At 65.1% G+C, this 20,708-nt stretch carries 22 protein-coding genes; 14 read left to right on the forward strand and 8 right to left on the reverse strand.

Features of this window, described 5'->3' with window-relative positions; genetic code table 11:
- Positions 1–11 precede the first annotated feature (11 nt).
- The 3 genes from QA645_RS09080 to QA645_RS09090 all read left to right on the forward strand — a co-directional run bounded on the left by QA645_RS09080 (position 12) and on the right by QA645_RS09090 (position 2,471).
- On the forward strand, positions 12–1,109 hold the full coding sequence (locus QA645_RS09080) for an ionic transporter y4hA (RefSeq protein WP_283049703.1): 1,098 nt from the start codon (positions 12–14) through the stop codon (positions 1,107–1,109).
- 24 nt (positions 1,110–1,133) lie between these two features.
- On the forward strand, positions 1,134–1,418 hold the full coding sequence (locus tag QA645_RS09085; RefSeq protein WP_188105482.1) for a cupin domain-containing protein: 285 nt from the start codon (positions 1,134–1,136) through the stop codon (positions 1,416–1,418).
- Between the two features lie 93 nt (positions 1,419–1,511).
- Positions 1,512–2,471, forward strand: a complete 960-nt coding sequence (locus QA645_RS09090) for a hypothetical protein (protein ID WP_283049706.1) — start codon at positions 1,512–1,514, stop codon at positions 2,469–2,471.
- A gap of 27 nt (positions 2,472–2,498) precedes the next feature.
- On the opposite strand, the gene QA645_RS09095 is transcribed toward QA645_RS09090, so the two are convergent.
- Positions 2,499–3,149, reverse strand: coding sequence for a tetratricopeptide repeat protein (locus QA645_RS09095; protein WP_283049709.1), 651 nt, complete (start codon positions 3,147–3,149; stop codon positions 2,499–2,501).
- A gap of 125 nt (positions 3,150–3,274) precedes the next feature.
- Entirely contained in the window at positions 3,275–3,571 is a 297-nt protein-coding gene (gene rpsU, locus QA645_RS09100; protein WP_027545547.1) for a 30S ribosomal protein S21, read from the reverse strand.
- Positions 3,572–3,831: 260 nt separating this feature from the next.
- Between rpsU and aqpZ the strand changes: the two genes are divergently transcribed.
- Complete coding sequence (gene aqpZ, locus QA645_RS09105; protein ID WP_283049711.1) at positions 3,832–4,554, forward strand: aquaporin Z; 723 nt, start codon at positions 3,832–3,834, stop codon at positions 4,552–4,554.
- Between the two features lie 95 nt (positions 4,555–4,649).
- Here aqpZ and QA645_RS09110 read toward each other — a convergent pair whose 3' ends face one another.
- Both QA645_RS09110 and purE read right to left on the reverse strand, forming a co-directional pair.
- Positions 4,650–5,756, reverse strand: coding sequence for a 5-(carboxyamino)imidazole ribonucleotide synthase (locus QA645_RS09110; RefSeq protein WP_254133857.1), 1,107 nt, complete (start codon positions 5,754–5,756; stop codon positions 4,650–4,652).
- On the reverse strand, positions 5,753–6,241 hold the full coding sequence (purE, locus tag QA645_RS09115) for a 5-(carboxyamino)imidazole ribonucleotide mutase (RefSeq protein WP_254133856.1): 489 nt from the start codon (positions 6,239–6,241) through the stop codon (positions 5,753–5,755). The genes QA645_RS09110 and purE overlap by 4 nt, the downstream gene beginning before the upstream one ends.
- A gap of 141 nt (positions 6,242–6,382) precedes the next feature.
- Between purE and QA645_RS09120 the strand changes: the two genes are divergently transcribed.
- Entirely contained in the window at positions 6,383–7,126 is a 744-nt protein-coding gene (locus tag QA645_RS09120; RefSeq protein WP_283049714.1) for a GGDEF domain-containing protein, read from the forward strand.
- Between the two features lie 2 nt (positions 7,127–7,128).
- Here the strand turns inward: QA645_RS09120 and QA645_RS09125 are convergent, their stop codons facing one another.
- From QA645_RS09125 to QA645_RS09135, 3 genes are all read right to left on the reverse strand, one after another.
- Positions 7,129–7,380, reverse strand: coding sequence for a hypothetical protein (locus tag QA645_RS09125; RefSeq protein WP_028138362.1), 252 nt, complete (start codon positions 7,378–7,380; stop codon positions 7,129–7,131).
- A gap of 22 nt (positions 7,381–7,402) precedes the next feature.
- The gene (locus QA645_RS09130; protein ID WP_283049717.1) at positions 7,403–7,621 is read right to left on the reverse strand and encodes a hypothetical protein; all 219 of its coding nucleotides are present in this window, start codon (positions 7,619–7,621) and stop codon (positions 7,403–7,405) included.
- A gap of 151 nt (positions 7,622–7,772) precedes the next feature.
- Positions 7,773–7,979: a DUF465 domain-containing protein gene (locus QA645_RS09135; RefSeq protein WP_008546179.1), complete on the reverse strand. Its 207-nt coding sequence runs from the start codon at positions 7,977–7,979 to the stop codon at positions 7,773–7,775.
- A gap of 327 nt (positions 7,980–8,306) precedes the next feature.
- Here QA645_RS09135 and QA645_RS09140 point away from each other — a divergent pair, with 327 nt between their 5' ends.
- Positions 8,307–8,489, forward strand: coding sequence for a DUF465 domain-containing protein (locus QA645_RS09140; RefSeq protein ID WP_254133853.1), 183 nt, complete (start codon positions 8,307–8,309; stop codon positions 8,487–8,489).
- Positions 8,490–8,601: 112 nt separating this feature from the next.
- On the opposite strand, the gene QA645_RS09145 is transcribed toward QA645_RS09140, so the two are convergent.
- Positions 8,602–9,705, reverse strand: coding sequence for an NAD(P)/FAD-dependent oxidoreductase (locus tag QA645_RS09145; protein WP_254133852.1), 1,104 nt, complete (start codon positions 9,703–9,705; stop codon positions 8,602–8,604).
- 205 nt (positions 9,706–9,910) lie between these two features.
- Between QA645_RS09145 and QA645_RS09150 the strand changes: the two genes are divergently transcribed.
- From QA645_RS09150 to QA645_RS09185, 8 genes are all read left to right on the forward strand, one after another.
- The gene (locus tag QA645_RS09150) at positions 9,911–12,595 is read left to right on the forward strand and encodes an EAL domain-containing protein (protein WP_254133851.1); all 2,685 of its coding nucleotides are present in this window, start codon (positions 9,911–9,913) and stop codon (positions 12,593–12,595) included.
- Between the two features lie 33 nt (positions 12,596–12,628).
- Positions 12,629–14,107 carry a glycerol-3-phosphate dehydrogenase gene (locus tag QA645_RS09155; protein ID WP_283049719.1) on the forward strand — a complete coding sequence of 493 codons (1,479 nt, stop codon included), beginning with the start codon at positions 12,629–12,631 and terminating at the stop codon, positions 14,105–14,107.
- A 52-nt stretch (positions 14,108–14,159) separates the two neighbouring features.
- Positions 14,160–15,329, forward strand: a complete 1,170-nt coding sequence (locus tag QA645_RS09160) for an ABC transporter ATP-binding protein (RefSeq protein WP_283049720.1) — start codon at positions 14,160–14,162, stop codon at positions 15,327–15,329.
- A complete protein-coding gene (locus tag QA645_RS09165) occupies positions 15,326–16,237 on the forward strand; it encodes an ABC transporter permease (protein WP_283049722.1) in 912 nt (303 codons plus the stop codon). Before QA645_RS09160 ends, QA645_RS09165 begins: the two co-directional genes overlap by 4 nt.
- A gap of 1 nt (position 16,238) precedes the next feature.
- Positions 16,239–17,051, forward strand: coding sequence for an ABC transporter permease subunit (locus tag QA645_RS09170; protein WP_283049724.1), 813 nt, complete (start codon positions 16,239–16,241; stop codon positions 17,049–17,051).
- A gap of 13 nt (positions 17,052–17,064) precedes the next feature.
- Positions 17,065–17,574 carry a DUF6622 family protein gene (locus QA645_RS09175; protein ID WP_283049725.1) on the forward strand — a complete coding sequence of 170 codons (510 nt, stop codon included), beginning with the start codon at positions 17,065–17,067 and terminating at the stop codon, positions 17,572–17,574.
- Between the two features lie 172 nt (positions 17,575–17,746).
- Positions 17,747–18,646, forward strand: a complete 900-nt coding sequence (locus QA645_RS09180) for a TRAP transporter substrate-binding protein (protein ID WP_283053143.1) — start codon at positions 17,747–17,749, stop codon at positions 18,644–18,646.
- A gap of 16 nt (positions 18,647–18,662) precedes the next feature.
- Positions 18,663–20,690, forward strand: a complete 2,028-nt coding sequence (locus tag QA645_RS09185; protein ID WP_283049727.1) for a HAMP domain-containing methyl-accepting chemotaxis protein — start codon at positions 18,663–18,665, stop codon at positions 20,688–20,690.
- Positions 20,691–20,708 lie beyond the last annotated feature (18 nt).

Here is a 20,708-nt window from a genome sequence, read left to right on the forward strand (position 1 = left end):
GAATCGCTGGAATGAGTGCACACGGACCGATGCCGCGGTCGTCCTGGATTTTCCCCGCTCTGGCGGTGCTGCTGTTCCTGATCGTCACCGTGACCGGCTACGGCTTCACCCTGTCGGCCGGCGGCGGCCTGTTCGCGGTCGTCCTGCTGGTGATCCTGTTCGGCACCGTGTTCGCGGCCGTGCATCATTCCGAGGTGATCGCGGAGCGGATCGGCGAGCCCTACGGCACGCTGCTGCTCACGCTCGCGGTGACCATCATCGAGGTCGCGCTGATCACCACGATCATGCTCGGCGACAAGCCCGCGCCGGAGCTCGCGCGCGACACCGTCTTTGCGGTGGTCATGATCGTCTGCAACGGCCTGGTCGGCCTCTGCGTGTTCATCGGCGGGCTTCGCTACCGCGAGCAGGGCTTTCAGCTCTCCGGCGCCAACGTCTATCTCAGCGTGCTGATTGCGCTCGCGACGCTGACGCTGATCATGCCCAACTACACGCTGACGACGCCGGGGCCGATCTATTCGACGCTTCAGCTCGGCTTCGTCGACCTCGTGACCATCGTGCTCTATGGCGTGTTCCTCTACACCCAGATGGTCCTGCACAAGGATTACTTCGTTCACGAGCGGGCGGACGGCGAGGGCGGGGCGGCCCATCTGCCGGGCAAGATGCTGGTGCTCAGCATCGCGCTGCTCCTGATCTCGCTGCTGGCCGTCGTTCTCCTCGCCAAGAAGTTCTCGCTGGTGGTGGACGCCGTTGCCGACAGGATCGGCGCTCCGCCGGCGTTTGCGGGCCTGCTGGTCGCGCTCCTGATCCTGATGCCGGAGGGCGTCTCAGCGATCACGGCCGCCCGCCGGAATGACCTCCAGAAGAGCATTAACCTGGCGCTCGGGTCCTCGCTGGCCACCATCGGCCTGACCATCCCGGCGGTCGGGATCGCCACCTATGCGCTCGACCAGCCCTTGGTGCTGGGCCTCAATCCCCAGAACACGGCGCTGCTGTTCCTGACATTCTTGTTGAGCATGCTGACCTTCGGCACCGGCAGGACCAATGTCCTGTTCGGGCTGGTCCATATGGTGGTATTTGCCGTCTACGTGTTCATGGTCTTCGTCCCCTGAACCGATTCCCCGAGGAGAGTTCCGATGCTTGCCGCCAAGTCCGAGGTTCAGGTCGACAATGACGAGGTCCGGGTGACCGAGTGGCGGCTTGCCCCGGGCAGCGCGACCGGGCATCACACCCACGGAATGGACTATGTGATCGTTCCCGTCGTGGCCGGCGAAATGACCATCGTGGCACCCGGTGGAGAGCGTTCCAAGGCGCAGCTTGCGGCCGGGAAATCCTACTTCCGCAAAGCCGGCGTCCAACACGACGTACTTAACGAAACCTCAACCGAGATCGTGTTCCTTGAGATTGAGCTGAAGCCGTAAGGCACGCGTAACCTTTGCCATCGATCCGTCGCAGTTGATCCCTTACAATGCCCCAAAGTTCCCGCATCAGATCGCGCGGGGAGTGGCCGAGAAATGCTGAAATACCTCGCTAAAATTTCGATGGATATTTTCCCCTCGGTGCTCGCGACGATCATCGGGGCCTACATCGTCAATCACTACATCAACGCCAGGCCGGCGGCGGATACCCCAGCCGCGGTGGTGGCGCCTGCCGATGCCGGCAAGAACGGCAAACCCGCCGATGTGGCCAATCTCCCGGCCCCCGGCGTGAAGGCCAAGGGCGTCTCCGAGAAGAGCATTTCCGACAAGAGCGCGACGGACAAGCCCGCGGGCGAGAAGCCTGCCGAGGCCAAGGCTGCGGACAAGGCTGCGGACGTGGGCCGCACCCCGGCGCATGAGAAGGCGGTCGCCAAGTCCTCACCGGCCACGTCTACCCCGGCAGCCCCCGCGGCCCCGGTGGTTGAGGCCAATTCGTCGCCGGCTGCTCCGGCCGTGACCCCCGACGCCAACGATCTGGCCCGGGCCGCCATCGAGCGCCTGCGCAAGTCGCCCGAGGGCAAGGCCGCTGAGAAGGCCGCCGAAGCCAAAGCCACCGAGACCAAATCCACTGAGACCAAGTCGACCGACATCAAGCTCCCCGACGCCAAGGCGGTCGAGCGGAAGTCCGAGCCTGCGGTTCAGGAAGCGTCTCGCGTGCCCGAGCCGCCCCGTGTGGTGACTGCGGTGCCGTCGACGGTGAGCCCGCTGCCGCCCCCGATCAATGTGTCGACGCCGTCGTCGGAGGCCTATGGCACTGGCGGCTCCTCGCAGGCGAATCCGCCCTACACGGCCTCGATTGGTAACGACAACCCGAATCGGCTGACGCCGCCGGCCGACATTCCGGTGCCCGTGATCGCGCCGCCGCTGGATCTGCGCGCCGATGCCGGGGCAGCCGCCCCCACGCCGCGGCCCAAGACCAATGTCGCCGACGAGATGCTGTCGGGCATGAAGTCGATGTTCCACGCGGTTCTGCCGAAGGGCGCCACCCCCGATTAAGACGGCGTCCGCGCCGTCCTGACACCGTCAGCCGCCGACGCGGGCCAAGCCGCTGCGGGCGGCGTCATCGCGTGGGCGCAGGCCGACGGCCTTGTTGTAGGACGCCGCCGCCTTGGCCTTGTCGCCCAGCCGCTCATAGGCCTGTCCCCGGGTCGTCCAGACCTGGGCATTGTGCGGATCGGCCTCGGCGGCCTCATCGAGATCGGCCGCCGCCTCCTTGACCTTGCCGATGGCGAGATAGCTGACGGCGCGGCCGAGCAGCGGTTCGGCCTTCTGGGGATTGAGGCCGCTTGCGGCGCCGAAATCGGCGATCGCGAAGTCGTGCTCGTTATTGCCTTGGTAGAGCAGGGCGCGGCCGTAGAGCGCCTGCGCGTTATAGGGATCGAGCGCGACGGCGCGATTGAACTCGTCGAGCGCTGCCTGCGTCTCGCCGGACTTCACCAGGGCCTGGGCTTTTACGGTGTGGGCCTGGGCCTCGGTGACGTTGCCGGCGCTGACTGCGCTGTCCGGGGCAGCGGCCGCCTTGGGCGCTTCCTGGGGCTTGTCTTTCTCCGGCATCAGCGAGCCGAGATCGAAGGAGCAGCCGCAGAGTGCGATCCCCACCAAGGTCAGCGCAAGCGGCTGGCGCCAGATCCGGCGCAACCGCGCCAAGCCGGGCTCGGGGAAAGGGGAGGCCATCTACGGTTCGCTCGCGCTGGTGCCGCATCTGTAGTGCCCCGTCCCAGAAAGGCACTGCTCACAAAATAATAACGCGGGCCCGGGGCCCGCGTCATTGAAAACTCAGTCCTGCAACGTCGGCAAGATCAGCGCGGTCCGCGCGGACCTGCACCGGGGCCGCCACGGCCACCACGCTCGCCACCGGGGCCAGCGCCGAACACCGGCTTCGGCTTCATCGGCAGCAGGCCTTCGCGCTGCAGCTTCTTGCGGGCCAGCTTGCGCGCACGGCGCACGGCTTCGGCCTTTTCGCGGGCCTTCTTCTCGGAGGGCTTCTCGTAGTGACCGCGGAGCTTCATCTCGCGGAAAATACCCTCGCGCTGCATCTTCTTCTTCAGCGCCTTGAGGGCTTGGTCGACATTGTTATCGCGAACGAGAACCTGCACGCGGCATCCTCTTCAGTGGATCGGATTTGAATTCTGGTAAGTCAAAGGGGATGGCAAAAAGCGCAAGCCCTTAACCTTGAGGGCGCGGATGTATCAGACAAAACCCGCCATGTCCACCTGCCAAGCGGGGTTTCGGGCCAAGTTCAGCCATTAAATGCGGCGAAAATGCTCTCTTGCGGCCTCGATTTGGGAGATTCGGCGCCAAAACGGGGCCGCAGCGGACATTGTTCCGGAATCTTGGAAATCAGGGGAGACGCCACATGGATATGAAGAAATACGCGGCCGAGGCCATCGGCACATTCTGGCTCACATTCGCAGGCTGCGGCAGCGCGGTCATCGCGGCCGGCTTTCCGCAGGTCGGCATCGGCCTGGTCGGTGTGTCCCTGGCCTTCGGCTTGAGCGTCGTCACCATGGCCTATGCGATCGGCCATATCTCGGGCTGCCATCTCAACCCGGCCGTCACGGTCGGCCTTGCCGCCGGTGGACGCTTTCCGGCAGGCCAGATCCTGCCTTACGTGATTGCGCAGGTCTGCGGCGCGATCGTCGCCGCCGAGCTGCTCTATGTGATCGCCAGTGGTGCGCCCGGCTTCGAAGTCACCAAGGGCTTCGCCTCCAACGGCTATGACGCGCATTCGCCCGGCCAGTACAGCATGGTGGTCTGCTTCGTGACCGAAGTGGTGATGACCATGATGTTTCTGTTCGTCATCATGGGCGCGACCCACGGCCGCGCGCCCGCGGGCTTTGCGCCGCTCGCGATCGGACTTGCGCTGGTGATGATCCATCTCGTCAGCATCCCCGTCACCAACACGTCGGTGAACCCGGCGCGCAGCACGGGGCCTGCGCTGTTCGTCGGCGGCTGGGCCCTGGCGCAGCTCTGGCTGTTCTGGGTCGCGCCGTTGATCGGTGGCGCGCTGGGCGGAGTGATCTATCGCTGGCTCAGCGAGGAGCCCTCGGGCGTCGTCGCAGGCGTGAAGACGGCCTAGAGCGTTTTCGAGCGAAGTGGATAGCGGTTCGCGTCGAGAAAACGCGTCAAAACAACAACTCAAAAAACGGGATCGCAGCTTTTGCTGCGGTCCCCTCACTTGCTTTTTGAAGGCCTGACTTCTGTGACGTGACCCATCTTGCGGCCGGGGCGCGGCGCGCCCTTGCCGTAGATGTGAACGGTTGCGCCCGGCACGCTCAGCCATGACTCGTAATCATTGATCTCGTCGCCGATCAGATTGGTCATGGTGACGACCTCACCGTGACGCACCGGCTTGCCGAGCGGCCAGCCGGCAATGGCGCGGATATGCTGCTCGAACTGGGAGACCGACGCGCCGTCGAGCGTCCAGTGTCCGGAATTGTGCACGCGCGGAGCGATCTCGTTGACCAGCACCTTCGGCCCGGTGCCGTTGGCGAGCACGAACATCTCCACCGCCAGCACGCCGACATAGTCGAGCGCGGTCGCGATCTTGCCGGCGATGCTGCGCGCCTCTTCGGCGAGCGAATCCGGGATCGGCGCCGGCGCGCGGGAAATCTTCAGAATGTGGTCGCGGTGTTCGTTCTCGGTGACGTCGAAGCATTCGACCTGGCCCGAGGCCGAACGCGCGGCGATCACGGAGATCTCGCGCTCGTACGGGATGAAGGCTTCCAGGATCGCCGATTTGGTGGCGAGGCTGGTCCAGACTTTCGCGATGTCGTCGCCTTCGCGGATGATGGCCTGGCCCTTGCCGTCATAGCCGAAGCGGCGGGTCTTCAGCACGGCGGGAAGCCCGATCTTGACGATGGCCTCGCGCAACGAAGCCACCGAGGTGACGTCGGCGTAAGCGGCAGTGCCAATCCCGAGCCTTGTGACAAAATCCTTTTCGGCGAGCCGGTCCTGGGTGGTCTCGAGGATCTTGCGGTTCGGCAGCACCGGGCGGCGTGCATCCAGCACCATGGCGGCGGCGGCCGGCACGTTCTCGAATTCGTAGGTGATGACGTCGACGTCGTGCGCGAACATCTCCAGTGCCTCGACGTCGGCATATTCGGCGCAGGTCGCGTTCAGCACGACGTCGAAGGCCGGCGAATCCGGATCGGGCGAGAACACCTGGCAGCGCAGGCCGAGCCGTGCGGCGGCCATGGCCAGCATCCGTCCGAGTTGTCCGCCGCCGAGGATTCCGATGGTGTCGCCGGGCTTCAGCTTCACCTGCTTTGCGTCAGTCACGCCTTGTCCTCCGGGCGCTCGGCAACGGCCTCGGTCTGGGCCTTGCGCCAGGCGGCCAGGCGGTCGGCGAGGGCCGGATCGGACAGCGCCAGCACGGACGCTGCGAGCAGCGCCGCGTTGATCGCGCCGGCCTTGCCGATCGCGAGCGTGCCGACCGGAATGCCGGCCGGCATCTGAACGATCGAATACAGCGAATCGATGCCCTTCAGCGTCCTGGACTCGACGGGCACGCCGAACACCGGCAATTCCGTCAGCGCCGCGGCCATGCCGGGCAGATGCGCCGCGCCGCCGGCACCGGCGATGATGACCTTGAAACCGGCCGCCTTGGCGCCCTTGGCGAAGGCAAAGAGCCGGTCGGGGGTGCGGTGTGCCGAAACGATGCGGGCGTCGGAGGTGATACCAAGCGCTGTGAGCGTGTCGGCGGCGTGCCGCATCGTCTCCCAGTCCGACTGGCTTCCCATGATAATGGCGATCGGCGCGGTCATGACGTCAATTGTGCTCGGAAAACAGAAGGATAGGCCAGATTAACGGTTCCGGCCGGCGGCTCGCAAGGCGGTGGCAAGGAGAAGGGAATGCACTATCCTGTCTTGGTGAATCCCCGCAAGCCTTCATTGAGCAGGATGCCCATGAAGAAACCAAAAAGGGCGACCGCGGCGAAGGCCAAAAAGGGCCGAAAAACCAGCGGAAGCCGAACGAAAACTGCACCCAAGCGGGCTGTGGCGCCGCCTCGCGCGCAGGCAGTCCGTGCTGCCAAGGGGACGAGGAAGGAAACCAGGAAAGAGCCGAGCGAGGATACCAGCAAGGCGACCATCCGCGCCCTGCGGACCAAGCTCACGCAGGCGCTGCGGCGCGTCGTCGAGCTCGAGGCGGCGGCCGACACCGATTTCCTGCTGGACATCCCCAACCGGCGCGGCTTCGAGCGCGAGCTCCAGCGCGCCGTGGCCTACATGAAGCGCTACCGCGCCAGCGGCGCACTGATCGTGCTCGACGTCGACCGGCTGAAGCCGATCAACGATTCCTTCGGCCATGCCGCCGGCGACGAGGTGCTGAAGGCAATTGCCGCGACGCTGACACGGCAGATCCGCGCCTCCGACGTGGTCGGACGTCTCGGCGGTGACGAGTTTGCCCTGCTGTTGTGGAATCTCAGCGAGACCGATGCCAAGGCGAAGGCCGCGATCTTCGAGCAGGCGATCGACGAATTGTCCTTTGTCTTTCGCGGCCAGCACGTGACGGCGGGCGCTTCCGCCGGCGTCGCGTTGCTCGGTGCCCAGTCCGATGCCGTCCGCGCGCTGGAGGAGGCCGATGCCGCCATGTATGTGCGCAAGGCCCGCCGGCGGCACGAGCCGCGGATCAGGCTCGTGAGCAACTGATCCTACAGCGTGGCCAGATCTTCCGGCACGTTGCCGAATCTGCGCAGCAGCGTGGCATCGCCGAATTCGCCGGTCATGGGATCGCCGCTGCGGCTGAACGCGACCGCGCCGATATGGCCGGCACCGCGCGACAGGGCCTCGGCGCGTCGCAGCGCGGCCGTCGAGCTCTGACACTCCTCGGCGGCGCCCGCGACGGGCGATCCGTCGGCATCGATCAGAAAAGGCATTGCAACGTAATAGGTCACATCCGACATGGCGTTGCTCCGGTGATCAGAACTAGGCGGCGCCGCTCTTGCCCCGCGTCCAGCTGCGCGAGGTCTCGGGAATGCAGCCGGCGGCGATCGCGGCCTGCAGCTCTTCCAGTTCAGCTTCCAGATATTCGTTGGCCATGATCAGCGCCTTGATGGTGCTGCGCAGATTGCCGTCACACATCGCGATCGCCTGATCGCAGGCTTGCTCGTAATAGCTGTTGTCGAGAAGGGCGGGGACTGACATCTGCGGTGTCCTTGCGGGTTGTGCGTGCAGGTTTTTCTTGGGCGATTTCTTGGGTGTTTCCTGGGGCGTCGGCGGCGAGATTTATGTTCCTCTTTTGTTCTTTTTGAGTCAAGCGGATTCATGTGGGCCGCAAGCGGCGACCGCTCGCGGATCAGGCGATGATGTCGGGCGTTATCTGGTCTTCGATGAAGGCGATGCGGTCGCGCAACAACAGCTTGCGTTTCTTCAACCGCTGTAACCGCAATAGGTCGGGGGCGGGCGATTGATGCAGTGCATCGATCGCCGCATCGAGATCTCGGTGTTCCTGCTGCAACCGGGTGAGCTCGGCTTCGAGCTCACGCTCGTCTTCATTGGTCATGTTTGCGGTGGCCGAAAACCGATTAGCTTGAGATTAAGGCTGTGGATGCCCTGTGGAAATTATCGTCCTTGCGCGGCGTGATCGCAAGCGATCTGCGACCTTCGCGCACCGCTCTCTCGCAAGATATTTCAACGATTCGCAGCAGTGTCGCGCAAGCGCATTGATATCATGGATCTTTCACCGCGTGGTTCCTTACTCACGCTTCATTACATATGAATTTTCAAAAATGACGCTGCGACGACGGATATCCATCGACAGAACGAATCGACGGTGTACACTTCTTCGTCCGGATCGAATCCAAGGTCACCCCTACCGAGGAGGTTTCGAATGACAATTCAGGCACATCTGGTTGAATTGGAACGGAAGCACAAAGTTCTCGAAAACGAATTGCACGAAGCTCTCGTGCACCTTTCAACAGACGACCTGCAAATTGTTGAGTTGAAGCGCCGGAAGTTGATGGTCAAGGACCAGATCGAGCGTCTGAAGCAAACCGGCGACACGCTTCACTAGTAACCCCCGTAACAGCGTAAAGTTTGATCGTATCCTTTCAGGCAGGGATTAGAGCGTTTGCGCTCGTCCCTGCTGTTAGGTGCGCGCCGTGCAATGATCGTTGCGCGGCCGCTTAAATTTCTGCGAGCTCTGCGACGTGGTCCGCGATCGCGAGCGACGATGTCAGTCCCGGCGATTCGATGCCGAACAGATTGACCAGACCCGCGACACCATGGTCGCGCGGACCCTGCATCAGGAAATCCTGGGTAGCCACCGCCGGCGGCACGATCTTCGGGCGGATGCCCGAATAGCTCGGCATCAACGCGCCGTCGGGAAGCGTCGGCCAGTATTTGCGGATCGCAGGATAGAAGCGCTCGGCACGCGACGGATCGACTTCATAGTCGATCGTCTCGATCCATTCGACGTCGGGGCCAAAGCGCGCCTGTCCTGCCATGTCCAGGGTGAGATGCACGCCGAGCCCGCCGGGCTCGGGCACGGGGTAGATCAGGCGCGAGAACGGTGCGCGCGCGTTACAGCTGAAATAGTTTCCCTTGGCGAGATAGGCCGGCGGAATCCGGTCGATCGGCATGCCGTCGATGTGGCGTGCCACGGTCGTCGCCGAAAGCCCGGCGGCGTTGACGAGCAGGTCGCATTGCAGCGTCATCGGCGCTTCGCCGCCGGCTTCGATCTCGATCACACCAGCGTCTGCCTTGGCGCGGATCAGCGGCGTGTGAAACGCAAAGGCTGCGCCGGCTTCTTCGGCTTCCCCGCGCAGCGAGAGCATGTAGGCATGGCTGTCGATGATGCCGGTCGACGGCGAGAGCAGCGCGGCGTCACAGGCCAGCGCCGGCTCCAGCGCGCGCGCTGCTTCGCCCGAGAGCAACTGCATGTCGAGCACGCCGTTGGCCTCGGCATGCGCCTTGATCGATTGCAGCTTCTCGGTTTCCTTTGCATTGGTCGCGACGATCAGCTTGCCGCAATTCTTGTGCGGGATGCCGCGCTCGCCGCAATAACGGTAGAGCGCGTGCTTGCCGCTGACGCACATGCGCGCCATCCAGCTTCCGGCGCGGTAGTAGATTCCGGCATGGATCACCTCGCTGTTGCGTGAGGAGGTGATGGTGCCGATGGCCTCGGCCTCTTCGAGCACGATCACTTCGCGCCCGGCCTGGGCCAGCTTCCGGGCCACCGCGAGCCCGACGACGCCGGCTCCGATGACGACGCAGTCGACCCTATCCATGGTTGTGCAGAAGTCCCGTTGAAGTTGCCGAGAGGGCCGGTTTGCCTGGGAAACGGGCCGCGCGGCCGTCGTCCATTAAGGAAGCATTTATCATGTCAGGGCAATTGCCGTATTTCGCGTCACATTTTTCTGTTGGGCGTACAGGCGTTTACCCGATCCAAACCCGTGAAGCCAGACAATCCGCAGTTGAAATCGCGGGTGGCTGATGGCTGAGAAGAACTGGCAGGAAGGCAGCATGCTTCCGATTGCTGTGCAGGCCGTCGTGTGCCTGGCCAGCGCGGTCGCGCCTTCGCGTGCCTATGCCGACAGCTTCAGTCCGTCGCGCTTTCTTGGCGATCTCGATCCCAATCTGGTCTGGGAAGCCCTGATCGGGGGCGTGGTCGTCTGCGCGTTCCTGGCCGCCATCGCATTGTGGATCCATTCCGCGCTGCGCCGGAGCAAGCGTTCGCAGTTGCGACGCAACGCCTTCGTCTCCTCCGCCATGAACAATCTCAACCAGGGCGTGGTGATGACGGATGCGCAGCGGCGCATCATCTTCTGCAACGACCGCTATATCGAGATCTACGGCCTGACGCGCTCGGACCTGTGGACCGGCATGACCGGCTACGACATCCTCGAGTTGCGGCGCCAGCGCGGGGTCCTCGCCGTCTCCGATGACGACTTCTACGAGAAAGCGGCAAGCTCCAACGGGCTGATCAGCGAATTGCCTGATGGCCGCGCCATCCTGGTCAAGTATTTCGTGCTGCCGAACGGCGGCTCCGTGGCCACCCATCTCGACGTCAGCGAGCAGCGCAAGCTGTCGCGGCAGCTCGCCTCGACCAAGCAGTTCCTGGAAACGGTGCTGGACAACGTGCCGGCCTGCGTGGCCGCGAAAAACATCGAGGACGGCCGCTACATCTTTGCCAACAGCGCCTATGAGCGGTTCTGGGGCTTTTCGCGCGATGAGGTCGTCGGCAAGAATGCGCGTGAGCTGTTCGGCCCGAAATCGGCTGCCAGCATCGAGGCGACCGACCGGGCCGCGCTGCTGGCGCCGGAGGGACAATATCGCAACGAATTCGAGGTTGAGGTCGAACGCGACCAGGCCCGGCGCATGGTGGCCTCGATCCGCATCGTGGTCCGCAACGAGAGCAACAAGCCGGAATTCCTGCTGGTGGTGTTCGAGGACATCACCGATCGGCAATCGCTGTCGGTGGAGCTGGAGAACACCAAGAAATTCCTCGAGCTGGTGGTCGACAATATTCCGGTGGCGCTGATCGTGGAGCAGGTCAAGGACGGCCGCTATCTGCTCGCCAACCGCAGCGCCGAGACGATCCTCAACCGCAGGCGTGAGGAAGCCACTGGCCTGACCGCCTCCGACATCTTCAATGCCAAGGAAGCCAAGCTGATCATCGCGCGCGACGAGGCCGCGATCAAGAAGCGCGGGATGATCACCGAGGAGCACCCGATCTCCACCAAGGACGGCCTGCGCCTGTTCCTGACCCGGCGCGCCACGGTGCTCAACGACGCCGGCCAGCCGGAATATCTGATCAAGACCCACGAGGACGTGACCAACCGCCGGCAGACCGAGTCGCGGATGGCGCACATGGCCTATCATGACGGCCTCACCGATTTGCCGAACCGCGCTGCCTTCCTCCAGGCGTTGAACCAGATGATCGAGGCCTGCGAGGGCACCGACGAGGAATTCGCGGTCCTGTGCGTCGACCTCGACGGCCTCAAGGAAGTCAACGACGTGTTCGGCCATGCGCTTGGCGACAAGCTGCTGATCGAGGTGGCCCAGCGGTTCCAGGACGCCGCACGTGGCGGCCTGGTGGCGCGCCTCTCCGGCGACGAGTTCGGCCTGATCATCGACGGCAAGCAGCCCGATGCGGGTCTTGCGCTGGCGCAGCAGCTCGGCGACGCGCTCGCGCCCGAATTCCACATCGATGGCCGCGCCGTCCGTGCCGGCATCACCACCGGCATGTCGATCTTCCCGCACAATGGTCCCGACGGTGCGGCGCTGCTCGCCAACGCCGGCGCGGCGCTGTTCCGTGCCAAGCAGAAATCGCGCGGCACCATCAGCCTCTACCAGCCCGAGATGGACCAGCAGATCCGCGACCGTCGCGTGCTGCACCAGGATCTGTCGAAGGCGATCAAGAACGGCGAGCTGTCTCTGGCGTTCCAGCCCCAGGGCATCGCGCGCGACAGCGTCGCCGAGAGCGAGATCATCGGCTTCGAGGCCCTGGCGCGCTGGCAGCATCCGGTGCGCGGCCAGGTCTCGCCGGCCGAATTCATCCCGATTGCGGAAGAAAGCGGCCTGATCGTCGAAATGGGCGAATGGATCCTGCGCGAGGCTTGCCGCGAGGCGGCGTCGTGGCCGAAGCCGCTGCAGGTCGCGGTCAATCTGTCGCCGGCTCAGTTCATGCACGGCGACGTGGTCGGGCTCGTCCATGCGATCCTGATCGAGACCGGGCTTGCCCCCGGCCGGCTCGAGCTCGAAATCACCGAAGGCGTGCTGATCGAGGACTTCGACCGCGGCCTGGCGCTCTTGCGCCGCCTGAAGGCGCTGGGCGTCCGTATCTCGATGGACGATTTCGGCAGCGGCTATTCCTCGCTGAGCTATCTGCAGGCGTTCCCGTTCGACAAGATCAAGATCGACCGCGCCTTCATCATCAATCTCGGCCGCAATCCGCAATCGGCCGCGATCGTCCGTGCCGTGATCGACCTCGGTCACGGCCTCGAAATGTCGATCATCGCCGAGGGCGTCGAGACCATCGACCAGCTCGCTTTCCTTGCCAGGGAAGGCTGCGACGGTGTGCAGGGCTATTTGCTCGGCAAGCCGCTGCCCATCGGGAAATATGCCGACCTCGTCGGCCGCGTCGAGGCCATGGAGCTTGCGCTCAAGACCGGCTAGTGAGAAGGGCGCATCGCTCCCTTCGACGGCTTCATGGCAGATTACGACCTCGCGATCATTGGTGGCGGCCTGAACGGCGTCAATCTCGCGCGCGATGCGGCGGGGCGCGGGCTGCGGGTCATTCTCATCGAGCAGGGCGATCTCGGCGGTGCCGCGTCATCGGCGACACCGCGGCTGATCCATGGCGATTTATCCGTGCTGGAGCGCCGCGGCTTCTGGCGGGTGCGCCGGGCGCTGGCCGAGCGCCGGACCTGGCTTCGGATCGCACCGCATCTGGTGCGGCCGATGAGCTTTGTGATCCCCGCCCATTCGGACGAACGTCCGCCATGGCTGTTGCGCGCCGGATTATACGTTTATGACGCCCTCACGAACCGCGGCGGCCTGCCCGGATCGGCCACCCTCGACATCACCCATCATCCGGTCGGCAACGCGCTGAAACGGCCGTTCGGCATCGCGTTCGAATATGCCGATTGCGTCGTCGACGATTCGCGCCTGGTGGTGCTCACGGCGCTGGATGCCGCCGAGCGCGGCGCCGCGATCCTGACCGGGGCGCGATGCGTGCGTGCCGACAGGACCGACACCTGGCGGCTCGCGCTGGTCGACCGCGGCCATCGCCGCGTCGTCACGGCACGCGCGCTGGCCAATGCCAGCGGCGGCTGGACGGCAATGGTCGCAGAGACCGTGCTGCGGCAGCCGCAGCAGGCCCTGGCGGCCATGCAGATGAGCCAGATCGTCGTGCCAAGGCTGTTCGAGTCCGACAATGTCTATGTGTTCCAGAACAGCGACGGACGGCTGATTTTTGCTAGCCCGTTCGAGCGTGATTTCACGCTGGTCGGCACGGTCACGCACGGCTTCACCGGCGATCCCGCCATCGTCGCGATGCCGGGCGCCGATGTCAGCTATCTCTGCGAGGCCGCGAGCCGCTACTTTCGCGAGCGTGTTGTCCCGACCGACGTGGTGCGCACGGTCTCCGGCGTCAATCTGACGCCCGTGTCCGGACGGCGCGGCGACGGCACGACGCTGTTCCACGCGCGCCGGCGCAAGGCGCCGCTGCTGACGATGTTCGGCGGCGACGTCACCACCTCGCGGTTGCGGGCGGAGCGGGCGGTGACGCGCCTGACGCCGTTCTATCCGATGTCGCCGCGCTGGACCGCCGGCGCAGCGCTGCCCGGCGGCGATTTTGCCTGGGATCGTTTCGAGACCGAGGTCGACCTCGCGCGCCACCGCTGGCGCTTTCTCTCCGAGCCGCAGGCCCGGCGCCTGGTCGCGGCCTACGGCTCGCGACTACCGGCCGTGCTGGGCGAAGCGAAGACCCGCGAGGAGCTGGGCCCGGCCTTCGGCGCGGACCTGACCGGCGCCGAGGTGCGCTATCTCATGGCCCGCGAATGGGCGCGCTTTCCAGAAGACGTTCTGTGGCGCCGCTCCAAGCTCGGCCTGACCATGCCGGCCGCGGACCGTGACGCGCTGGCCGCGTTCATGGCGGGTGTGAACGATCCGCCTCGAACTGGTTGAGCAAAGGCCGATCCGCCGCTAGCGTGCGGCGGCATTGGGGTTGGCAGGGACCATGACTGACGAGTTGTCTGGAACGGGCGCCGCGGCCAAGGCGGCTGGAGATGCGATTCCTGCCGCGGGTGAGCCGTTGCTGCGCATCGAGGGTGTGGCCAAGACGTTCGGGACGTTCCGTGCGGTCGACGGCGTGTCGCTCGACATCAAGGCCGGTGAGTTCTTTGCGCTGCTGGGCCCCAGCGGCTGCGGCAAGACCACGCTTCTGCGCATGCTCGCGGGCTTCGAGGCGCCGGACGAAGGGCGCATCCTGCTCGGCGGCAAGGACATCGCGCAGGCTTTGCCGCACGAGCGCCCGATCAACATGATGTTCCAGAACTACGCGCTGTTTCCGCATCTCTCGGTCCGCGACAACATCGCCTTTGGCCTCAAGCGCGCACGCATGGCGCGCGCCGATATCGCGACGCGCGTGGCCGAGATGGTTGCGCTGGTGAAGCTCGACGGGCTGGAGAAGCGCAAGCCCGATCAGCTCTCGGGTGGCCAGCGCCAGCGCGTCGCGCTGGCCCGCGCGCTGGCGCGACGGCCGCAATTGTTGCTGCTCGACGAGCCGCTCGCAGCCCTCGACAAGAAATTGCGCGAAAGCACGCAAGGCGAGCTGATGGAGCTGCAGCGCCGGCTCGGCATGACCTTCATCATCGTCACCCACGACCAGGAGGAGGCGATGACGATGGCTGATCGAATCGGCGTGATGAACGCCGGCAAGCTCGCCCAGGTCGCGGGCCCGCGCGAGCTCTACGAGGCACCGCGCTCGCGCTGGATCGCGGAGTTCGTCGGCGACATCAATCTGTTCGACGCCGAGTCCAAATTGCGCGACGGTCATCGCCTGGTCGTCGGTACGCGCGACGCGGGCACGCTGGTGGTGGCCGAGCCGCGCCAGCCCCTCGGCGACAGCAGGTTCTCGGTCGCGATCCGCCCCGAGAAGGTCAAGCTGTCGCGTCGTGGTCCCGTGAGCGAGGCCGGTCATGAAAACGCGATCAACCGGCTGGATGGCGTGATCGCCGACATCTGCTATCTCGGCGGCACCACCACCTACAAGGTGAAGCTCGATACCGGCGGCATGGTGCGGGCGTCCGTCGCCAACAGTGCGCGCCTCGATGTCGATGCCCATAGCCTGAACCAGCAGATCGTCGCCTGGTTCACGCCCGACGATTGCGTGGTGCTGCCGTCATGAGCGCGCGCCGGATTTTCGCGCGACCGGCGCGCTTTGCCGCGATCGCGCCCTATGTCTGGATGGTGCTGTTCTTCCTGGTGCCGTTCGGCTTCGTGCTGAAGATCAGCCTGTCGCAGACGGCGATCGCGCAGCCGCCTTACGAGCCGGTGTTCGACCTGACGGCGGGGTGGGCGGCGATCCGGGCGGCCTTTGCCGCGCTCTCGATCGACAATTTCAGGCTGCTCGCCTCCGACGACATCTACGTGTTCGCCTATCTGCGCAGCCTCACCGTTGCGGTGACGGCGACCGCGTTGCTGCTGCTGATCGGCTATCCCATCGCCTACGGCATGGCGCGGCTGCCGAAGCGTTGGCAGGCCGTGGCGATGGTGCTGGTGATCGTGCCGTTCTGGACCTCGTTCCTGATCCGCATCTATGCCTGGATCAACATCCTCCAGCACGACGGCCTGCTCAATCAGATCCTGCTGGCGCTGCATCTGGTCAGCGAGCCGGTGGTGTGGCTGTCCACCGATACCGCGATGTATATCGGCATCGTCTATTCCTATCTGCCGTTCATGATCCTGCCGCTCTACGCCACGCTCGCCAAGATGGAGCCGGCGCTGGAGGAAGCCGCAAGCGACCTCGGCGCGCCGCCGTGGCAGGTGTTCTGGCTGGTGACCTTCCCGCTGTCACTGCCGGGCGTCGGTGCCGGCGTGCTGTTGTGCTTCATCCCTGTTGTCGGCGAGTTCGTGATCCCGGATCTTCTCGCCGGCTCCAATTCGCTGATGATCGGCCAGACCCTGTGGCTGGAATTCTTCACCAACAAGGATTGGCCGGTCGCCTCGAGCGCGGCGATCGTGCTGCTGGTGGTGCTGCTGCTGCCGCTGCTGCTCTACGAGCGGCTGCAGCGGCGGCAATTGGAGGAGCGGTGAGATGCGCAAATTCTCCCGCCTGTCCCGCTTCAACATCGCTTCGCTCGTGCTCGGCCTCGCCTTCCTTTATCTGCCGATCCTCATTCTCGTCATCTATTCCTTCAATGCCTCGCGATTGGTGACGGTGTGGGGCGGCTGGTCGCTGCGCTGGTACCGCGAGATCTTTGCCGACCGGGCCATGATCGAGGCGTCCTGGATGAGCCTGCGGGTCGCGGTTGCGTCCGCGACCATCGCCACGCTGATCGGTACGCTGGCCGCGGTGGCGCTGTCGCGTGGCGAACGCTTTCGTGGCCGTACGCTGTTCTCCGGCATGCTCTATGCGCCGCTGGTGATGCCGGAGGTGATCACGGGTTTGTCGCTGTTGCTGCTGTTCGTGGCGCTGAACGCCGAGCGCGGCTTCTGGACGGTGACGATCGCCCACACCACGCTGACGATGTGCTTCGTCGCCGTCGTGGTTCAGTCGCGCCTCGGTTCGCTCGACCGCTCGCTGGAGGAGGCGGCGATGGACCTCGGCTGCGCGCCCGTTCGGGCCTTTCTGTCGGTGACGCTGCCGCTGATCGCGCCCGCGATCGTCGCCGGATGGATGCTCGCCTTCACCCTCTCGCTCGACGATCTCGTGATCGCGAGCTTCACCACGGGGCCCGGCTCGGCGACGCTGCCGATCCGGATCTATTCCGAGGTGCGGCTGGGCGTGAAGCCCGAGATCAATGCGATCTGCACGCTCGTGATCGCCCTGATCGCGGTCGTCATCGTCATCGCCTCGCTTGCCTCAAAGCTGTCGAACTCGCAGGGCGAGAGCGCAGCACCGCTGTGATCCGGAGGTCGTCATGATGTTCGCCTATCAGATCGTGATCCATACGCCGCCCTGGGTCTGGATCCTGCTCGCTTACCTGGTCTGGCAGGGCATCAAGGCGATGCAGCCGCGCAAGGTCGCGATCTGGCGCGCGCTGATCGTCCCCATCGTGTTCATCGTCTGGGGCGTCTCGCGGGCCGGCTTTGGGCAGCAGGATACCCAATGGCCGATCGTCGCGTGGATCGTGGCGGCCCTCTTGCTTCTGCCTCTCGGCGTGCTGACGCCGCGTCCGTTCGACGTGGATCACAAGACCGGAGAAATCATCCGTCCGGGCAGCGCGTTCGCACTGATCCGCAATCTCGTCGTTTTCACTCTGCAGTACGCGGTGAGCGTGATCTCTGCGGTCGACGCGGGCGACCGCGCGGTGGCCATCATCGTCGGCCGCGCCATCTCGGGCGCAACCGCCGGCTATTTCTTCGGCTCGATGATCGCGCTGCTGCTCGCGTATCGGCACAAGAGCGCGGAGAGCCGTTCCGGGAGCTGACTTGCGGCGCTCGGGCACCGCCTGGAATCTAGGTTAACAGTTCATATAGCTTATCTGGCTATCGTCGCCTCGCTTGGGGAAGAGGGCGATGAAGCGATTCTATATTGGTGTGGCCAGCACGGCGCTGGCATTGTTTTGTCTTGCCGTTCGGCCGTCGGCTGCCGCGACGCAGATGGTATCGCTCGTATACAACGGCTCGCCGCAGTCGCCGCAACAGATCGGCTCGGACGAATTTCGCCGCAAGCTTGCCGAGGTCGCGCAGGGCCGAATCATCCTCGATGCGCGGGCCGGCAACGCCTTGGGCAGCGAGACGGCGATCCTGGCCGCAATGCGCAGCGGCGTGGTCGACATGGCGACGCTGTCGGGCTCGGTGGTCAGCTCCGCCGTTCCTGAATTCGGCGTCTTCGACGTTCCCTTTCTCTTCCGCGATGCCGCGCAAGCCAAGGCGGTTGCGGATGGGCCGGTTGGCGCCCTGTTCGCCAAGCATTTCGCTGACAAGGGGTTGGTGCTGCTCGCGATCGGCAAGCAGGGCTTTCGCAATGTCACCAATTCGAAGCGACCGATTCATTCGCCCGCCGACCTCCAGGGGTTGAAGATCCGTGTCCTGCCGAACGAGGTCTATCAGATGACCTTCAAGGCGCTCGGCGCCGAGGTCGTGCCGATGGAGTTCACACTGGTGTATTCCGCGCTGAAGGACGGACGCATCGATGGGCAGGAGAACCCGGTCGCGACGATCGCCGCCAGCCATCTCGAGGAGGTGCAGAAATACGCCAGCCTCACCGGTCATTTCTTCGCCCCCATTGCTTTCGTCGCCAATCGCGATGTGTTCCAGGCCCTCGCGCCCGCGGACCAGGCCGCCATCATCGCCGCAGCAAAGGCCGGCGCGGAGGCGACCTGGAAGAGTGGCGTCGCGGAAGAGGCGAAGAAGATCGAGGAGCTTCGCAAGGGCGGCATGGAGATCACCGAGAAGGTCGACCGCCAGCCCTTCATCGATGCCGTGAAGCCATTGGAGCCCGAATTCGAGAAGCGCTTCGGCAAGGATCTGCTCGCCCGGATCCGGGCTACGCCGTAATTCTCCGGAAAAAATCATGAACCTGACATTGCTTCTGTCGCGCATCGGCATCCGCCCACGCATCTTCGGCGGCTTCGCGCTGGTCCTGGGCTTCCTCTGCATATTGGCACTGCTCGCCGTGTTGCGGCTGGCTGAGATCGGCGGCACCGTCGGCGAGCTCGTCACCAGCGCCGATGGCGATGCCGGCATGGCGAGGGTGCATGCCGCGCTGCTCTCGGCCAACGTCACCGTCGAGAAATTCATCCGCACGCGCAATCTCGGCGACCGCGACAGCGCCATGAAGGCGATCGACAATTTCGGCGCGACGTTTGATCAGGTCGATCAGCAATTTGCGCGTCTGCCGGCGATCGCCTCTGGTCGAAGCGCGCTGGTGGATGCGCTTGGGACCTATCGGAAATCCTTCACGGCGGTCGCCGGTGCCGTCGACCGTCTGCGCATTGCCAGCACCAAGGGCGAATCGCTCGGTGCCTCGGCGGGCCTCGATGTCGGTGCGATCAATGTGACGCTCGCCAACCAGCCCGAGCGCCTGCTCCAGCCGCTGCGTCTTGCCGGCACCGTGGATGCGATGCGCGTCGCGATGCTGCGCTTCACCATCACCCAGGCCCAGGTCGATGCCGACGACGTCTCGCTGACGATCGGCTACGCGCAGGCCGCGATTGCCGACAGTGAGGCGGAGATCGCCGCTGTCGAGGCGCCGCGATTGAAGAGTCTGATTACGGCCTTGAAGAAGGTGCTGGCCGACCAATCGGCGACGCTGACGGAGCTTTCTGCGGCGATGGGCGAACTGCGCAAGGCGCAAGCCGACCTCGTCAAATCCAGCGGTGCAATCGACGCCAAGGCCGCCGAGATCAGCAAGGCTCTCGGTGCGGTGCGCACCGAGCAGAGCCGGCTAACGGCGGAATCGGTCGAGCATACGCGCAATCTCGTGTTCACCGTCGCGGCATCTGCACTCGCTTTGGGGGCACTGTTGGCCTGGCTGATCGGGCGCAGCGTGTCGCGGCCGATCGGCCAGATGACCCTGCGCATGCAGAGCCTCGCGAAGGGCGAGCTCGATGAGGCGATCCCGGGTGGCGAGCGCGGCGACGAAATCGGCCATATGGCCGAAGCCGTCGAAGTGTTCCGCCAGAACGCTCAGACCGTCCGGCGCATGGAGCAGGGCGCTGCCGCGCAGCGCGCCGCAGCCGAGACGGAACGTGCATCGATGATGGCTCAGCTTGCCGATCGCTTCGACAGCGGCATGGAGGGCGTCATTGGCGGCGTCTCGAGCCGCGCCGAGGAGATGGGGCATAGCGCCCAGAGTCTCGCCCGCGTCGCCGAGCGCGGCCGCTCGCTCGCCGAGCAGGTCGCCTCGACGTCGGCCCAGGCCTCCTCGAATGTGCAGACCGTTGCGGCCGCGACCCATCAACTCGCGGCCTCGATCAAGGAGATTTCGAGCCAGGTCGCCCGCTCCGTATCGGTGTCGGACCAGGCCAAGGAAGAGGCGTCCCGCACAGAGGCGCTGATGCGCGCGCTGTCGGATTCCGCCGAGCGGATCGGCACAGTGGTTCAGCTGATCCAGGCGATCGCGAGCCAGACCAATCTGCTGGCTCTCAACGCCACGATCGAGTCTGCGCGTGCCGGCGATGCCGGCAAGGGTTTTGCCGTGGTCGCAAACGAGGTGAAGAGCCTTGCGACGCAGACCGCGCGCGCCACCGAGGAGATCGCCGGGCTCGTCGCCGAGATCCAGGGCTCGACCGGACAGTCCGTCGCCGCGATCGGCCAGATCGGAAAGACCATCGCCGAGATGACGGAGATCGCGACCACGATCGCCTCGGCGGTCGAGGAGCAGGGGGCTGCGACCAGCGAGATCGCCCGCAATGTCGAGCAGGCGGCGAACGGCACGGCGGCGGTGACCGACCAGGTCGGCGCGGTCCGCACCGTGGCCGGAGAGACCGACGCCGGCGCCGAAGCCACGCTCTCGGCGGCCTCGGCATTGCAGGATCAGGCGCGCGCGCTCAAGAAAGCCGTCGCGGAGTTTCTGCAGACCGTACGCAAGGCGGCCTGAGGGCGTCTAGCGCGCTGC

It is taken from the genome of Bradyrhizobium sp. CIAT3101 (genome assembly GCF_029714945.1).
Lineage (GTDB): Bacteria > Pseudomonadota > Alphaproteobacteria > Rhizobiales > Xanthobacteraceae > Bradyrhizobium.

Bases quoted from the DNA above. Each gene is read 5' to 3' on its own strand.
- QA645_RS09080 (WP_283049703.1), top strand. From the start codon at position 12: ATGAGTGCACACGGACCGATGCCGCGGTCGTCCTGGATTTTCCCCGCT.
- QA645_RS09085 (WP_188105482.1), top strand. From the start codon at position 1,134: ATGCTTGCCGCCAAGTCCGAGGTTCAGGTCGACAATGACGAGGTCCGG.
- QA645_RS09090 (WP_283049706.1), top strand. From the start codon at position 1,512: ATGCTGAAATACCTCGCTAAAATTTCGATGGATATTTTCCCCTCGGTG.
- QA645_RS09095 (WP_283049709.1), bottom strand. From the start codon at position 3,149: ATGGCCTCCCCTTTCCCCGAGCCCGGCTTGGCGCGGTTGCGCCGGATC.
- aqpZ (WP_283049711.1), top strand. From the start codon at position 3,832: ATGGATATGAAGAAATACGCGGCCGAGGCCATCGGCACATTCTGGCTC.
- purE (WP_254133856.1), bottom strand. From the start codon at position 6,241: ATGACCGCGCCGATCGCCATTATCATGGGAAGCCAGTCGGACTGGGAG.
- QA645_RS09120 (WP_283049714.1), top strand. From the start codon at position 6,383: ATGAAGAAACCAAAAAGGGCGACCGCGGCGAAGGCCAAAAAGGGCCGA.
- QA645_RS09125 (WP_028138362.1), bottom strand. From the start codon at position 7,380: ATGTCGGATGTGACCTATTACGTTGCAATGCCTTTTCTGATCGATGCC.
- QA645_RS09130 (WP_283049717.1), bottom strand. From the start codon at position 7,621: ATGTCAGTCCCCGCCCTTCTCGACAACAGCTATTACGAGCAAGCCTGC.
- QA645_RS09135 (WP_008546179.1), bottom strand. From the start codon at position 7,979: ATGACCAATGAAGACGAGCGTGAGCTCGAAGCCGAGCTCACCCGGTTG.
- QA645_RS09140 (WP_254133853.1), top strand. From the start codon at position 8,307: ATGACAATTCAGGCACATCTGGTTGAATTGGAACGGAAGCACAAAGTT.
- QA645_RS09145 (WP_254133852.1), bottom strand. From the start codon at position 9,705: ATGGATAGGGTCGACTGCGTCGTCATCGGAGCCGGCGTCGTCGGGCTC.
- QA645_RS09150 (WP_254133851.1), top strand. From the start codon at position 9,911: ATGGCTGAGAAGAACTGGCAGGAAGGCAGCATGCTTCCGATTGCTGTG.
- QA645_RS09155 (WP_283049719.1), top strand. From the start codon at position 12,629: ATGGCAGATTACGACCTCGCGATCATTGGTGGCGGCCTGAACGGCGTC.
- QA645_RS09160 (WP_283049720.1), top strand. From the start codon at position 14,160: ATGACTGACGAGTTGTCTGGAACGGGCGCCGCGGCCAAGGCGGCTGGA.
- QA645_RS09165 (WP_283049722.1), top strand. From the start codon at position 15,326: ATGAGCGCGCGCCGGATTTTCGCGCGACCGGCGCGCTTTGCCGCGATC.
- QA645_RS09170 (WP_283049724.1), top strand. From the start codon at position 16,239: ATGCGCAAATTCTCCCGCCTGTCCCGCTTCAACATCGCTTCGCTCGTG.
- QA645_RS09175 (WP_283049725.1), top strand. From the start codon at position 17,065: ATGATGTTCGCCTATCAGATCGTGATCCATACGCCGCCCTGGGTCTGG.
- QA645_RS09180 (WP_283053143.1), top strand. From the start codon at position 17,747: ATGGTATCGCTCGTATACAACGGCTCGCCGCAGTCGCCGCAACAGATC.
- QA645_RS09185 (WP_283049727.1), top strand. From the start codon at position 18,663: ATGAACCTGACATTGCTTCTGTCGCGCATCGGCATCCGCCCACGCATC.